The sequence below is a fragment of the Rhodococcus sp. PD04 genome (assembly GCF_035918275.1).
GTDB classification, from domain to species: domain Bacteria; phylum Actinomycetota; class Actinomycetes; order Mycobacteriales; family Mycobacteriaceae; genus Rhodococcus; species Rhodococcus rhodochrous.
In genome coordinates, this window is the sequence record NZ_CP142143.1 from 1,073,543 (window position 1) to 1,088,481 (window position 14,939).

At 69.7% G+C, this 14,939-nt stretch carries 14 protein-coding genes; 7 read left to right on the forward strand and 7 right to left on the reverse strand.

Annotation, left to right across the window (positions count from 1 at the left end):
• The first annotated feature begins 4 nt into the window (after positions 1-4).
• Positions 5-907 carry a succinate--CoA ligase subunit alpha gene (gene sucD, locus U9J23_RS05060; protein ID WP_059381695.1) on the forward strand — a complete coding sequence of 301 codons (903 nt, stop codon included), beginning with the start codon at positions 5-7 and terminating at the stop codon, positions 905-907.
• Positions 908-991: 84 nt separating this feature from the next.
• Here the strand turns inward: sucD and U9J23_RS05065 are convergent, their stop codons facing one another.
• A complete protein-coding gene (locus U9J23_RS05065) occupies positions 992-1,615 on the reverse strand; it encodes an IMPACT family protein (protein WP_085468989.1) in 624 nt (207 codons plus the stop codon).
• A gap of 83 nt (positions 1,616-1,698) precedes the next feature.
• On the opposite strand from U9J23_RS05065, the gene U9J23_RS05070 reads away from it, so the two are divergent.
• From U9J23_RS05070 to purH, 4 genes are read left to right on the forward strand one after another with little or no spacing between them, the layout of a single operon-like run.
• Positions 1,699-2,769 (forward strand): DUF5336 domain-containing protein, encoded by a 1,071-nt coding sequence (locus U9J23_RS05070; RefSeq protein WP_059381693.1) that lies wholly within the window; start codon positions 1,699-1,701, stop codon positions 2,767-2,769.
• Between the two features lie 49 nt (positions 2,770-2,818).
• Entirely contained in the window at positions 2,819-4,456 is a 1,638-nt protein-coding gene (locus U9J23_RS05075) for a cell division protein PerM (RefSeq protein WP_059381692.1), read from the forward strand.
• A 55-nt stretch (positions 4,457-4,511) separates the two neighbouring features.
• Entirely contained in the window at positions 4,512-5,159 is a 648-nt protein-coding gene (purN, locus tag U9J23_RS05080; RefSeq protein WP_272267838.1) for a phosphoribosylglycinamide formyltransferase, read from the forward strand.
• Complete coding sequence (purH, locus tag U9J23_RS05085) at positions 5,146-6,708, forward strand: bifunctional phosphoribosylaminoimidazolecarboxamide formyltransferase/IMP cyclohydrolase (RefSeq protein WP_059381691.1); 1,563 nt, start codon at positions 5,146-5,148, stop codon at positions 6,706-6,708. Before purN ends, purH begins: the two co-directional genes overlap by 14 nt.
• A 41-nt stretch (positions 6,709-6,749) precedes the next feature.
• On the opposite strand, the gene U9J23_RS05090 is transcribed toward purH, so the two are convergent.
• The 3 genes from U9J23_RS05090 to U9J23_RS05100 all read right to left on the reverse strand — a co-directional run bounded on the left by U9J23_RS05090 (position 6,750) and on the right by U9J23_RS05100 (position 8,908).
• Entirely contained in the window at positions 6,750-6,992 is a 243-nt protein-coding gene (locus tag U9J23_RS05090) for a hypothetical protein (RefSeq protein WP_059381690.1), read from the reverse strand.
• Between the two features lie 308 nt (positions 6,993-7,300).
• Positions 7,301-8,266, reverse strand: coding sequence for an alpha/beta hydrolase (locus U9J23_RS05095; protein ID WP_085468986.1), 966 nt, complete (start codon positions 8,264-8,266; stop codon positions 7,301-7,303).
• Positions 8,267-8,278: 12 nt separating this feature from the next.
• On the reverse strand, positions 8,279-8,908 hold the full coding sequence (locus U9J23_RS05100) for a DUF4126 domain-containing protein (protein ID WP_059381688.1): 630 nt from the start codon (positions 8,906-8,908) through the stop codon (positions 8,279-8,281).
• Between the two features lie 72 nt (positions 8,909-8,980).
• Here U9J23_RS05100 and U9J23_RS05105 point away from each other — a divergent pair, with 72 nt between their 5' ends.
• Both U9J23_RS05105 and U9J23_RS05110 read left to right on the forward strand, forming a co-directional pair.
• The gene (locus tag U9J23_RS05105; protein WP_059381687.1) at positions 8,981-10,369 is read left to right on the forward strand and encodes an ATP-binding protein; all 1,389 of its coding nucleotides are present in this window, start codon (positions 8,981-8,983) and stop codon (positions 10,367-10,369) included.
• Positions 10,366-12,303, forward strand: a complete 1,938-nt coding sequence (locus U9J23_RS05110) for a VWA domain-containing protein (RefSeq protein WP_326601693.1) — start codon at positions 10,366-10,368, stop codon at positions 12,301-12,303. Before U9J23_RS05105 ends, U9J23_RS05110 begins: the two co-directional genes overlap by 4 nt.
• 4 nt (positions 12,304-12,307) lie before the next feature.
• Here the strand turns inward: U9J23_RS05110 and U9J23_RS05115 are convergent, their stop codons facing one another.
• From U9J23_RS05115 to U9J23_RS05125, 3 genes are read right to left on the reverse strand one after another with little or no spacing between them, the layout of a single operon-like run.
• A complete protein-coding gene (locus U9J23_RS05115; RefSeq protein WP_059381685.1) occupies positions 12,308-13,480 on the reverse strand; it encodes an MFS transporter in 1,173 nt (390 codons plus the stop codon).
• Positions 13,481-13,483: 3 nt separating this feature from the next.
• Entirely contained in the window at positions 13,484-13,906 is a 423-nt protein-coding gene (locus U9J23_RS05120) for a hypothetical protein (RefSeq protein ID WP_272267666.1), read from the reverse strand.
• A gap of 32 nt (positions 13,907-13,938) precedes the next feature.
• Positions 13,939-14,865, reverse strand: coding sequence for an AEC family transporter (locus U9J23_RS05125; RefSeq protein WP_174479594.1), 927 nt, complete (start codon positions 14,863-14,865; stop codon positions 13,939-13,941).
• Positions 14,866-14,939: the final 74 nt, after the last annotated feature.

Sequence of the window (14,939 nt, forward strand, 5' to 3'; positions counted from 1 at the left end):
AACAATGGCAATCTTCCTTACCAAGGATTCCAAGGTCATCGTCCAGGGCATCACCGGCGGCGAGGGCACCAAGCACACCGCGCTCATGCTCAAGGCCGGCACCCAGGTCGTCGGCGGCGTGAACGCCCGCAAGGCCGGCACGACGGTCTCGCACACCGACAAGGACGGCAACCCGGTCGAGCTCCCCGTCTTCGGCTCCGTCGCCGAGGCCATGAAGGAGACCGGCGCCGACGTCTCGATCGCGTTCGTTCCCCCGGCCTTCTCGAAGGACGCCATCGTCGAGGCCATCGACGCGGAGATCCCGCTGCTCGTGGTCATCACCGAGGGCATCCCCGTGCAGGACTCCGCATACGCCTGGGCCTACAACGTCCAGAAGGGCAACAAGACCCGCATCATCGGCCCCAACTGCCCCGGCATCATCACCCCGGGTGAGTCGCTCGTCGGCATCACCCCGGCGAACATCGCCGGCAAGGGCCCGGTCGGCCTCGTCTCCAAGTCGGGCACCCTGACCTACCAGATGATGTTCGAGCTGCGCGAGTACGGCTTCTCGACCGCCATCGGCATCGGCGGCGACCCGGTCATCGGCACCACCCACATCGACGCCATCGAGGCGTTCGAGAAGGACCCGGAGACCAAGGTCATCGTCATGATCGGCGAGATCGGCGGCGACGCCGAGGAGCGCGCGGCCGACTACATCAAGGCCAACGTGACCAAGCCGGTCGTCGGCTACGTCGCGGGCTTCACCGCTCCCGAGGGCAAGACCATGGGCCACGCCGGCGCCATCGTCTCGGGCTCCTCGGGCACCGCTCAGGCCAAGAAGGACGCTCTCGAGGCGGCCGGCGTGAAGGTCGGCAAGACGCCGTCCGAGACCGCTGCGCTCGCTCGCGAGATCCTGCAGTCGCTCTGATCCTGCAGTCGCTCCGACAGCAGCGTCACCTTCCGTGCGCGCCTTCCGGTGGCTCCGGCCATCGGGAGGCGCGCACGCGCCGTTTCAGGTGTCGATCCAGTCGATTCCCGCAGGTTCGAGCTCTCCCACCCCGGACGTCAACGACGCCACCCAGCCCTCCAGTTCGCTCCGTTCGCGCCCCGCGACGGTGAGGACCACCCGGTCCGCATAGGCCACGTCGAGCACCGCGACGCCGCGCCCGCGCAGTTCCGCCTCCACGCGACCCGCCTCGCCGTGATCGATCGCGAGGGTGAACTTCTCCTGCTGTCTGCGCTCGACGAGGGGCGCCTCGTCCAGTGCCGTCGCGACCGCACCCGAGTACGCGCGCACCAGCCCGCCCGCGCCGAGCTTGATCCCTCCGAACCATCGGGTCACCACCACCGCGACGTTCACGAGATCCCGGTGGTGCAGGACCTGCAGCATCGGAATGCCGGCCGTACCGCCCGGCTCACCGTCGTCGCTCGACCGCTCGGCGCGCGCCGACGGGTCGTCACCCACCACGAACGCCCAGCAATGGTGTCGGGCATCGGGATACAGTCGGCGTTGTTCGTCGACGAAGGCGAGCGCGGCGTCGGCCGTGTCGACACGACGAACCGCCGCGAGGAAACGCGAGTGCTTCACCTCCGTCTCGACCACGACGTCGGGACCCGGGGCGAGAGTGTGCGGCATGGACCCCATTCTCTCGGGTAGTCCCTAGGCTGTTGACTGCAGGACGAGTGACCGACCCACACCGATCGACGGCAGGAGAATCGATGACATTCCCCGCAGGCGCATCCACCCAGAGCAAGGTGGTGCCGTTGCTGCTGCCACTCGCGGTGGCCGTGCTCGGTGCCGTGAACTTCCTGCTCGGCCTCACACCCTTCGTGAACATCACCTTCGGCTCCCAGGTGGCACTCACGTCGTTCGATTTCGGCTTCGCCGTCGTGCCGCTGGCCTTTCTGCTCTTCGGCGGTGTGAGCGCGGCACTGTCGCTGCTCCCCGGCCAGGACTTGCGTGCGGTGGCAGTCGCGGCGTCGGGCGTCGGTTTCGTGACGTCCCTGTTCCAGCTGTTCCACCTGCCTGAGGACACCGGGATCGCGTGGGGCGGCGTGACGATCCTCGTCCTCGGTTTCCTGCAATTCGCGCTGGCGCTCGTCGGGCTGCTGTTCGGCCTCGGCATCCTCGTGTCCGGCCGGTCGGGGGAACGGGGTTCCTTCGGTTCGGCGCAGGGCGCCGGGCAGTACCAGGGATTCGGGACCGGTCCGGGAACCGGGCAGCCCCAGGGCTTCGGTTCGCCGCAGGGGTACGGCCCGCAGGGATACGGCCAGCCCTACGGCGCGCAGCAGGGAGTCACCGGCGGGCAGTCCCAGTTCGGTGCGCCCCACCCCGGCCACCAGGCCTATCCCGGACAGCAGACGTCGGGGGAGTACTCCGGTGCCCAGCAGTACTCCGGTGCGCAGCAGTACTCGGGTGCCCAGCAGTACCCGGGTGCTCAGCAGTACGGCGGACAGCAGTTCGGCGGAGCCCAGCAGTTCCCCGGGGCACAGCAGTACGGCGGGTCGCAGTATCCCGGTGCCCAGCAGTACGGCGGGGGAGCGCAGTATCCCGGTGCCCAGCAGTACTCCGCCGGCCAGCAGTACACGGGTGCGCAGCCGACCCAGCAGTATCCGGTCCAGGAACCGCACGGAACTCAGGACCCGACGGACCACACCGAAGCCCGGGCGGACGACACAGCGTCCGATGCCGACACGACGGGTACGGAACGTCGCGAGGAGACCGGGACCACTGCCACAGGCGACCAGGACGCGACGCAGGCCTTCCGCGCACCGGACGACCAGCGGTGATCGGCGCGCCTGACACCACGATCGCCGTGTCGGTGACACTCTCGAACCGATGACTTCGACGCTCGGCCGGTCCACCCGGCACGTTCCCACCGACGACGACAGCCTGGACCCGGAACGGTTCCGCATCCTGCTCGGCACCGCGGCCCGCGTGCCGGCGGTGACGCTCGCTGTCGTGGCCACCATCGTGGTGACGACGATGGTCGTGGCCAACAGCGACCTCACCGGCATCTACGCCGCGATCGCCGGCACATGGCTGGCGCTGCACCAGGTGACACTCACGATCGACGGCACGTCGCTCGGTGTGCTGCCGCTGCTGCCCACCGCCGTCCTGGTGTGGCAGGCGGCGCGCGGATGTGCGTCCGCGGCCGACGCGCTCGTCGAGAACAGCGGATACGCCCTCGATCGTCAGGACATCTCGCGCATCACCGTCGCCGTCCTCGCGGGCCCGCTGCTGGTGACCGCGGCGTCGCTGATCGTGCTGCAGGACGCGGCGAGTGTGCTGCCGGTGACGCCCCCGAACGCGGCTGCCGCCCTGGCGTGGGTCACCGGCATCTACCTCTTCGCGGCCCTCATCGGCATCGGCTCCCGCGTGTGGAAGCCGCTGGTGCGCTACTACGCGGCGCCCGACTGGCTCGTGCTGGCCTTCCGTCCCGCACTGCGGGTGCTGCTGGGGCTGTTCGCGCTCGGCGGGCTGGCGGTCGTCGCCGGATTGCTGTGGTCGTGGAACGTCGTCGGTGAACTGCTCGCGCGCGGGGACCACTGGACCGGCGTGCTGGGTCTGACGGTGATGTCGATCCTGTACCTGCCCAACGTCATCATCGGTGCCGCTGCCGTCCTGGCAGGCAGCACCGTGCATTTCGGCGACATCCATCTGAGCCTGTTCGAGGCGACGGGTGGCGACCTGCCGGCACTCCCGGTGCTCGCGGCGGTCCCCTCGGGCCCGGCCGCGGCGTTCTGGCCGGTGCTGCTGGCCGTTCCGGCGACGATCGGTGCGCTACTCGGCCGTTTCGCCGCGCAGCGGACCCTGCAGGCGAAGGCCGACGGTGCCCCGGTGGGCAGCGCCGACGCGGCATGGACGGTGCTCGCTGCCGCAGCGGGAGCCGGACTCGTCACGGCGCTGGCGACCTGGGTCGCGGGCGGCCCGCTCGGCGTCTTCGGCACGGTCGGCGCCAACTGGTGGCTCGCCGGAATCCTCGTCTTCGCCTGGTCGGGCCTGCTCGGCATCATCACGGCCCAGCTGCTCGTGTGGCGTGAAGGACGACTCGCCGCGGCGGCGCTGCGCGCCGACACCGAGGTGGGCGAGGAGACCCCGGAGGATGCGGCAGACGCGGCCCGGGCCGACGACACCGCCGACGGAGAGACCGACGCAGAACTCGAAGTGGCCGAGAACGAGACCCCGGCACTCGAGGCTCCCGCGTCGGAGGACGCCGAGGTCGAGGAGGAATCCTCGGTCGAGGACACCGATCTCGACGAGAACGAAGCCGCCGCAGGCGACGCGGACGAGGACGCCGAGGACGGTGCGTCCGACGCGGACGACGACGCGGAGAGCCCCGACGAGGACGCGGATGCGGACACCGACGACGTCATCGACGCCGAGGTGGTCGAGGTCCTCGACGAGGATGATGCCGAGGACGACAGCGAGCCCGACGAGGAGGTCGCGAACAAGGCCGAAAAGGGCGCCGACTAGGCTCTCCTACGGCCGGTCGATCGGCCGACCCACCTCGACTTCACAGGAGTGGACCCTGACTGCCTCGCGTGACCAGCTGCCGCCCACCGCGCCGGCGCGGCTCGTCGTCCTCGCCTCGGGCACGGGCAGCCTCTTGCGTTCGCTGCTCGACGCCACCCGGACCGACGGATATCCCGCGACGGTCGTCGCTGTCGGTGTCGACCGCGAATGTCCCGCCGAAGGGCACGCCGCCGACGAAGGCATCCCGTCGTTCCGCGTCGCCTTGCGCGACTTCGAGGACCGCACTTCGTGGGACCGCGCGCTGACCGACGCGGTCGCCGCCCACGAACCCGACCTCGTGGTGTCCGCGGGCTTCATGAAGATCCTGGGTTCGGCCTTCCTCGAGCGGTTCGCCGGCCGCATCATCAACACTCATCCCGCGCTGCTGCCGTCGTTCCCCGGCGCGCACGCCGTCGCCGACGCCCTGGCCTACGGCGTCAAGGTCACCGGTTCGACGGTGCATCTCGTCGATGGGGGAGTCGACACCGGGCCGATCCTCGCGCAGGAAGCCGTGCAGGTGCTCGACGACGACGACGAGGACACCCTGCACGAGCGCATCAAGGTTGTGGAGCGACGGCTGCTGGCCGAGATGGTCGCCGCCGTCGCCACCCGTGGAGTTGTTTCCGATGGACGAAAGGCCGTGATCCCCGGTGACCGAACGTAAGACTGTGCGCCGCGCGCTGGTCAGCGTGTACGACAAGAGCGGGCTGGTGGAGCTGGCGACAGGCCTCCACGCGGCAGGTGTCGAGCTGGTCTCGACCGGCTCCACGGCCAAGACCATCGCCGACGCAGGCGTGCCGGTGACGAAGGTCGAGGAACTGACCGGCTTCCCCGAGTGCCTCGAGGGCCGGGTGAAGACCCTGCACCCGCGCGTGCACGCCGGCATCCTCGCCGACACCCGCAAGCAGGACCACCTCGACCAGATCGCCGATCTCGGCATCGAGGCGTTCGAGCTCGTCGTCGTGAACCTCTACCCGTTCACGCAGACGGTCGCCTCGGGTGCGAGCCCCGACGAGTGCGTCGAGCAGATCGACATCGGCGGTCCGTCGATGGTGCGTGCTGCGGCGAAGAACCACCCGTCCGTCGCGGTCGTCGTCGACCCGGCCGCCTACGGTGATGTGCTCGCCGCCGTCGAGGGTGGCGGTTTCACCCTCGAGCAGCGCAAGCGTCTTGCCGCGCAGGCGTTCCAGCACACCGCCGCCTACGACGTCGCCGTCGCGAGCTGGATGAACAGCGGCTACGCGACGCCCGAGGGCGACGAGTCGCAGTTCCCGGCGTGGACCGGCGCGACCTGGACCCGCTCGAATGTCCTTCGCTACGGCGAGAACCCGCACCAGGCCGCAGCCCTGTACGTGAACGAGGCCGGCGAGCCGGGGCTCGCGCAGGCCGAGCAGTTCCACGGCAAGGAGATGTCCTACAACAACTACCAGGACGCCGACGCCGCCTGGCGTGCCGCGCACGACCACAGCGAGCCGTGCGTCGCGATCATCAAGCACGCCAACCCGTGCGGCATCGCGATCGCCGACGACATCGCCACCGCGCACCGCAACGCGCACGAGTGCGACCCGGTCTCGGCCTTCGGTGGCGTCATCGCCGCCAACCGCGAGGTGAGCGTCGAGATGGCCGAGCAGGTCGCCGAGATCTTCACCGAGGTGATCATCGCCCCGTCGTACGCCGACGGCGCCGTCGACGTACTCTCCCGCAAGAAGAACATTCGCATCCTGCGCGCCGATTCACCGAAGTCGGCTCCGGTCGAGATCCGTCAGATCTCCGGCGGGTTGCTCCTGCAGGAGCGCGACGTGCTCACCGCGGACGGCGACTCCACTGCCAACTGGCAGCTCGCGTGCGGCGAGGCCGCCGACGAGGCCACACTGCGCGATCTCGAATTCGCTTGGCGTGCATGCCGTGCTGTGAAGTCCAACGCGATCCTGCTGGCCTCGGGCGGCGCGACCGTCGGTGTCGGCATGGGCCAGGTCAACCGCGTCGACTCGGCGCGGCTCGCCGTGACCCGTGCGGGCGATCGGGTCGCCGGGTCGGTGGCCGCGTCCGATGCCTTCTTCCCGTTCGCCGACGGTCTGCAGGTGCTGACCGAGGCCGGCGTGAAGGCGATCGTGCAGCCGGGTGGCTCGGTGCGCGACAACGAGGTCATCGAGGCCGCCCGCGAGGCCGGCGTGACGCTGTACCTCACCGGCGCCCGGCACTTCGCGCACTAGGGAACGAACCACAGACGCGCGGCACCCCCGCGCACCGTCGCTCAGGCGGCGTGCGCGTGGGTGCCGTTGTCGTGTGCGGTGTGTTCGACGGTGTGCTTGCCGCGACCCTCGGAGATGACGAGCTTGGCAGCGCCACGGTCGAGCAGCTCGCGGATGAGATCCGCGGAGGCGGCGCCGCTCTCGGTACCGCCGACCCGGCTCAGGTCGATGGTGATGGCGTGACCGGTGAGGTCGTCGGGCAGTTCGGTCGACACGGTGCCGCCGGATTCGATTCGCAGTTTCATGGTGTTTCTCCTGTCGAGGTGATCTTGTATGGGTCGCGGTCGGGGATAGAGAAAGGGCACCCGGGGCGTATGTGCCCCGAGTGCCCGAGAACGAGTCGTCGTGTGACTTCTATTCTCGGGATCGCTCCGCCGCGAAGTGGAAGAAGAAGTGAGAAAACGGTACGGAACAGCCGGCTACGTACATCTGCTTGTATCGCATCGGACCGTACCTTCCTCGTGTGAACCAGTTGGTTAACGGATGACCATACACGAACAACGCGGAATGGACATTTGTTATTTCTGCGTCGTCCGTCGGCGGGGTGTGACGCTCAGCCCCTCAGCTTGTCGAGCCACGCCCCGAAACCGGATGTGAACTCGTCGGAGAAAGGCAGGTCGGCGACGTAGTCGGCGCCGGTCGACTGCTGGTCGCCGATGTCCTTGAGCACGTGGTTGGTGCGCGTCATGTGCAGCGACGTCAGGCGGGTGTGGACGAGTGCCGCGTCGAGCGCGTCGACGTCCTCGACCCGTACCTGGATGTCCTTCGACGAGACCGTGGTGAGCACCGGCAGGTCGCCGGCGACCTGTGCGGCGAGCATCCGCGGATCGAGCGCGTCCTCCTCGGCGAGTGCCTTCGCGTTGGCGGGGACGAGCCCGGCATTGCGCAGCGGCTCGGGGAGTGCGTCGCTGAGAGTGCCGTCGGCGCGGAGCGACTCGACTGCGCCCGTGAGCGCGACCCGCAGTTCGTCGGCGATCTGGACGGGCAGCTGTCCCGCGGCGACGACGGCGTCGAGTTGTGCGTCGATCTGGGCGGTCAGCAGGTCGAGCAGACGCACGGCGAGCGGTTCGAGCAGACCGAGACCGGCGATCGAGTCGTTGTCCTGGGCGAGCGACAGCGCGATCAGCGCGCCCTCGCTGTGCCCGACGACGTAGAGCCGCTTCGGGTCGACCCCGCGCTGCGAACCGAGAAAGGCGAGCGCGTCGGAGGCGTGGTCGATGAACGTCGAGAAGCCGAGATCGGCGACGTCCTCGACGCTGTACGGGCCGAGACCGGTCGTGCCGCTGCCGAACTTGTCGTAGCGCAGGCTCGCGAAGCCCTTGCGTTCGAGCACGTCGGCGAGGTGCCGCAGGGTGCCGATCGATCCGGGGAGCAGTGCGCTGTCACCGTTGCGGTCGGTGGGGCCGCTGCCGGCGAGCAGCAGGACGGCGGGCACCGGACCCCTCATGGAGACGGGTACCCGCAGACTGCCGTGCAGGGTCACGTCGCCGCTGGAAAAGGTGATCTCGGTGTCCGACATGTCATGTGTCTATCAGAAGTCGCCGGGTCGGCCCGTATCGAGGGCGCCCCGGTGTGGCGCCGGTTTCGTCCGTGCCGTGCGGGCGCGGCGCACCCGCCGGTAGCCCCGCACGCCGAGCCATCCGAACAGCGCCAGCAGGGGGATGACGAGCAGGGGAGCGAGCAGCGAGATCACCGACGTGACGAACGAGGTGACGCTCTCGACGATCGAGAGCACGGGATTGCCGAAACCTGCGGTGGTCGCGGTGCTCGCGACCCGCGTGCCCGTCTGCGCCGTGCTCACCGCCAGGGCGGTCGGGGCGCCGATGACGATGCCCGCGAGCGCCGCCATCGCGGGATCGAGACTCGCGAACGCCGCCCACGCGGCGAGCGCACCCGCGACGGGCCGTGTGACCGTGCCGACGGCGGACAGGGCGTTGTCCACGAGCGGCACGAGGTCGGCGACGACCTCCACGACGGTGGCGATCGCCAGGGCGACGAGCGCCGAGGTGGACCCGAGCCACTGCATCGATTCGTTGAGGACCACGCCGAAGAGTTCGAAGTGGACCGCGGCCGACAGGAGCAGCAGCGGCAGGAAGGTGCGCAGCCCGGTGGCGGCCGCGAGCCCCAGCCCGAGCAGGGCCGCCAGGATCCAGGTGTCCATGCCGCGAGTGTAGGCGGACCGGTCGCGTGATCGCGGATGCCGAAACGGCGGTTCGGTCGTACCTTGGGTGGGGTGACGTCACCCACACCGCGCCCCTCCACGGTCGGCGAGCTCCGCGCCTCCGGCCACGTGCAACGGTCCGTCAAGGACGAGATCCGGCACAACCTGCTCGCTGCGCTGCGCGACGGTACCGATCCGTGGCCCGGCATCCTCGGTTTCGAGGACACCGTCGTCCCGCAGCTCGAACGCGCCCTCATCGCCGGCCACGACGTGGTCCTGCTCGGCGAACGCGGCCAGGGCAAGACGCGCCTGCTGCGCACCCTGCCGCTGCTGCTCGACGAATGGACCCCGGTCATCGCCGGCTCCGAACTCGGCGAGCATCCCTACGAGCCCATCACCCCGGCGTCGATCCGCCGGGCCGCCGAACTCGGCGACGACCTGCCCGTCGCGTGGCGGCACCGCAGCGAGCGGTACGCCGAGAAGCTCGCGACGCCCGACACCTCGGTCGCCGACCTCGTCGGCGACGTCGACCCGGTGAAGGTCGCCGAGGGGCGCAGCCTCGGCGACCCGGAGACGATCCACTTCGGTCTCGTGCCCCGCGCGCACCGCGGTATCGTCGCCGTCAACGAACTGCCCGACCTCGCCGAACGCATCCAGGTGTCGCTGCTCAACGTCATGGAGGAACGCGACATCCAGGTCCGCGGTTACACGCTGCGCCTGCCCCTCGACGTGCTGCTCGTCGCGAGCGCGAACCCCGAGGACTACACGAACCGCGGTCGCATCATCACCCCGCTCAAGGACCGTTTCGGCGCCGAGATCCGCACGCACTACCCGACGCGGCTCGAGGACGAGATCGCCGTCATCGAGCAGGAGGCGCACCTGCAGGCCCGCGTACCGGAGTATCTCTTCGAGATCCTCGCCCGGTTCACGCGCTTGCTGCGCGAATCGACCTCCGTCGACCAGCGTTCCGGTGTCTCGGCGCGGTTCGCCGTCGCCGGCGCCGAGACCGTCTCGGCCGCGGCCCTGCACCGCGGTGCGGTCCTCGGCGAGGACGATCCGGTCGCGCGTCCCGTCGACCTCGGCACGGTCGTCGAGGTGCTCCGCGGCAAGGTGGAGTTCGAATCCGGCGAGGAGGGAAGGGAATTCGAGATCCTCGACCATCTCCTGCGGCGTGCCACGGCCGAGACCGCCCGCTCGCGACTCGCGGGCGTCGACCTCGGGCCGCTGGTCGCGGCCGTCGAACAGGGCGATCCGGTGGTCACCGGTGAGCGGATCACCGCGAAGGTGCTGCTCGACGAACTGCCCGAACTGCCCGTCCTCGACGCCGTCGCCGAACGGCTGGGTGCCACCGACACCGGAACCCGAGCCGCGGCAGTGGAACTCGCCCTCGAAGGTCTGTACCTGGCGCGGCGCATCGCCAAGGACACCGGCGACGACGGCTCGGCGGTGTACTCCCGATGAGCAGGTCGGCCCGCTACGGTCCGTATACCGGGGGCGATCCGCTCGCCCCACCGGTGGACCTGCGCGACGCGCTCGCCGCGATCGGCGACGACGTCATGGCCGGCGCGTCACCGAAGCGTGCCCTGCGGGAGTTGCTGCGCCGTGGGCACGACGGCATGCGCGGCCTCGACAAGATTGCCGCGCAGGCGAACCGGCGTCGACGTCAGCTGCTCGACCGCACCAACCTCGACGGCACCCTGCGTGAGGTGCGCGAACTCCTCGATCGCGCCGTGCTCGAGGAACGCAAGGAACTGGCCCGAGCCCTCGACGACGACGCGCGGTTCGCGGAGATGCGGATCGAGGAGCTGCCGACGTCGACGGCGCAGGCCGTGCAGGAACTCGCCGACTACGACTGGCGCAGCGCGCAGGCCCGGCAGGATTACGAGAAGATCCGCGATCTGCTCGGCCGGGAGATGCTCGACCAGCGCTTCTCCGGGATGAAGCAGGCGCTCGAGGGGGCCACCGACGAGGACCGGCAACGCATCTCGGAGATGCTCGAGGACCTCAACGACCTGCTCGACAAGCACTCCCGCGGTGAGGACACCGCGGAGGACTTCGAGCAGTTCATGGCCCAGCACGGCGAGTTCTTCCCGGAGAACCCGCAGAACGTCGAGGAACTGCTCGACTCCCTCGCGCAGCGGGCCGCGGCGGCGCAGCGGCTGCGCAACTCGCTCACCCCCGAACAGCGCGACGAACTCGACGCGCTGGCCCAGCAGGCGTTCGGATCCCCGGATCTGATGAGCCAGCTCGACCGTCTCGACGGCCACCTGCGTGCCGCCCGTCCCGGCGAGGACTGGACCGGCTCCGAGCAGGTGCGCGGCGAACAGGGCATGGGTCTCGGCGAGGCCACCTCGGCGCTGCAGGAGTTGTCCGAACTCGACCAGCTCGCCGAGCAGCTGTCGCAGCAGTACGCCGGGGCGTCCCTCGACGACATCGACCTCGACGCGCTCGCCCGTCATCTCGGTCCCGAGGCCGCGGCCGATGCACGTACTCTCGCCGAACTCGAGAAGGAACTGCAGCGGCAGGGCTTCTTCGACCGGGGCGCCGACGGGCAGTGGCGACTGTCGCCCAAGGCCATGCGCCGACTCGGCGAGGCGGCCCTGCGCGATGTCGTCAATCGCATCTCGTCGCGCACCGGGCAACGCGAGTCGCGGCGGGCGGGTGTGCTCGGCGAACCGACCGGCGCGTCGAAGGCATGGGAGTTCGGCGACACCGAACCGTGGGACGTCGTGCGGACCCTCACCAACGCGACCCTGCGCAGTCCCGGTCTGCCGGTGCGGATGTCGGTACAGGACGTCGAGGTGATCGAGACCGAACAGCGGACGCAGGCGGCGGTCGCGCTGCTCGTCGACACGTCGTTCTCGATGGTCATGGACGGTCGCTGGGTGCCGATGAAACGCACGGCCCTCGCACTGAACCATCTCGTGTCCACGCGCTTCCGCGGGGATGCGCTGCAGCTCATCGCGTTCGGCCGGCACGCCCGTGTGGTGTCGGCGTCCGAACTCGCCGGGCTCGACGGCGTCTACGAGCAGGGCACCAATCTGCACCACGCCCTGATGCTCGCGGGTCGTCACCTGCGTCGTCATCCCAACGCGCAGCCGGTGGTCTTCGTCGTCACCGACGGTGAACCCACCGCCCATCTCGAACCGGACGGCTTTGCCGCCTTCGACTATCCGCCGAGCGCACGCACTCTCGGGTTGACGGTGCGCGAACTCGACCACATCGCGCGGCTCGGAACCCAGGTGACGATCTTCCGGCTCGGCAGCGATCCGGGGCTCGCGCGGATCGTCGACGTGCTGGCACGTCGTGTCGGGGGACGGGTGGTCGCGCCCGACGTCGACGGTCTGGGAGCGGCGGTCGTCGCAGACTACGTGCGCGCTCGTCGGAGGTCCTGAACACTCAGCGTCGCACCGACCGCCAGGTGGTCGCGGCGGCGGTGGACAGCAGGACAGCGGTCACCCAGAAGATCGACGCGACACCGGCGACCCCGGCGATCGCACCGGCAACCATGGGCACCGCGACCTGCCCGAGACGGTTGCCGGTCAACCGCACGGCCAGCGCCGACGCGCGGTCGACCGGTGCGACGAGTTCGACCACCCACGTCATCGTCAGGGGTTGGCCGACACCCCAGAACATTCCGCACACGGCGAGCAACGCGCCGATGACCCACGGGTTCGGCACGAGCGGCAGCAGCGCGACCGGCACGATGGTCCCGGCGGTCGCGGAGACGAGCAGCCACCTGCGCGGAATGCGGCGCAGTGCCCACGGCAGCAGGGCACGCGAGACGATCGATGCCACGGTGCGGGCGGTGAGCAGGATCGATACCAGCAGCACACCGAACCCGAACTGTTCGCCGAGCAACGGCAGGTAGGCCACGACGAGGTCGACCGAGGCGAGGACCACGAGGCTCGACAGCATCGCGGGCTTCATGCCCTTCGTCCCGAGCATCGACAGGATCGACTGGGGCGCGCCGTCCTCCGCGGTGCGGCCGGATCCCGGCGGCTCGCGCAATCCCAGCACGAGCGGCAGGGAGAGCAGCGAGACCACCGTCATGACCAGCAGTGCGCCGGTGGTCTCCACGGATCCGTTGCCGTCACCGGTGGTCGCGGCGATCACACCGGAGACGGGCACGCCGACGGCCTGCCCGACCGACACACCCAGCGTGAGCCCGGCGAACCCGCGATCCAGTTGACCCGGCGGCGACAGGATCGACACGAACGCCTGCCCCGACACCGTGACGAGCAACTGCCCGAGACCGAGCACGACGTTGCCTGCGGCCAGCACGAGCAATCCCGAACTGAGCGCGATCAACCCGGCGCCGACCGTCGTGACGACGATGCCCGAACGCAGAATGGCGGTCGCGTGCCCACGGTCCACTGCGCGCCCCATCCGCACCGCCGCGATCAGCGGGACGATGGCGTAGAGCGCGGTGACGGCACCGATGGTGGTCGCGTCGCCGCCCAGCGCGAGGATCCGGTAGGAGACCAGGACGCGGATCGACTGGAATGCCGCGTGCAGCAGGGCCGTGGACAAGCACAGGTACAGCAGCCAGTGACGCGGAGGATGCGGCATACGTCAGGCGCCGGCCGTCACGACCCGGTCGCCGAGGGGCGACTGCAAGGAGACCTCGAGCGTGCCGACGACGGCGACCATGATGCACATGCGGTCCTGCATCTCCGGCAGTGTGCCGCCGAGCAGCGTCACCGTCACGGTGTCGTCCGTTTCGGTGACGGTCGCGTCGACGCCGAAGCATTCGGGGGTGCCCGTCTCGAAGTGCAGGGCGATCCGGTCGTCGCTCACTCGCGACCACGACAGGATCGTCAGCGGATGCGTGTTCACGAGGTCGGGTCGCGGCGAGAACGCCGTCGCTCCTGCCGGAACCGGTTCCTCGGGCAGCGCCGGGACATCCGGTGTACTCGAACTCGATCCGCAGGCCGCGATGATCAGGCACATCGCGAGGACGGTGATTCCCCGGCAGGCACGGACGACGGAACGCATGGCTCCCACGGTATTCCCGTGTCGCGTGTTCATCACGCCAGCAGGGCGGCGGTCACGCCGATCGCAGGGATGGAGGCGAGGGTGGTGACGAGCGCGGCGTCGCGGGCGAGCACCGTGCCGCGACCGTAGGCGCCGGCGTAGACGAAGACGTTCTGCGCGGTGGGAAGAGCGGCGACCACCACGACCGCGAACAGGGCGTGGCCGTCGAGGCCGAACACGAAACGCCCCATCAGATACGCGAGCACGGGCTGGGCGAGGATCTTGAGAAACGAGGCGAGCGCGATGTCGCGGCGGGGGCTCGTGCCCTTCTCGAGCACCCGGACACCCTGCAGCGACAAGCCGAACGCGAGCAGCGCACCGGGCACCGACGCACCGCCGAGCAGATGGAACGGCTGCAGCAGCGCTTCCGGGGGCGTCCATCCGCTGATCGCGATGGCGAGCCCGGCCGCGGCGGCCAGGACGATGGGGTTCTTGAACGGCGCGAGCAGAGTGTCGAGGCGCGAGACCCCGGCGCGCATCGTCGACAGGTCGAGCATGGTCAGCGCGATGGGGGAGAGCACGACGATCTGGAACAACAGCAGCGGCGCGACGAACGAGGCGTCGCCGAGCACGAAGACCGCGATGGGGATGCCGAGATTCGCGGAGTTGACGTAACCGGCGCACAGCGCGCCGATGGTCGCCTCGGGAACCGCACGTCGCAGCCAGAGTTTCGCGACGACGAAGTGCACGATCGCGACGGCGAACGCCGTGGCCGCCGCGATGTAGAGATTGGGCGAGAAGATCACCGAGAGGTCGGACGTCGCGAGCACGTCGAACAGCAGCGCGGGGGTGGCGACGAAGAAGACGAGCCGGCTGAGCACCGTCTGCGCCTCGTGCCCGAGTGTGCCCATGCGCCCCAGCGTGAAGCCGATGGCGATGATCACGAAGATGACACTGAACCCCGCGATCACACCCGACACGGTTGCCTAGTCTAAGGACCCTGTGGATGAGTTCCCGAGGCAGGCGCCCGGAGCGCAGTTCTTGTCGATCGGAG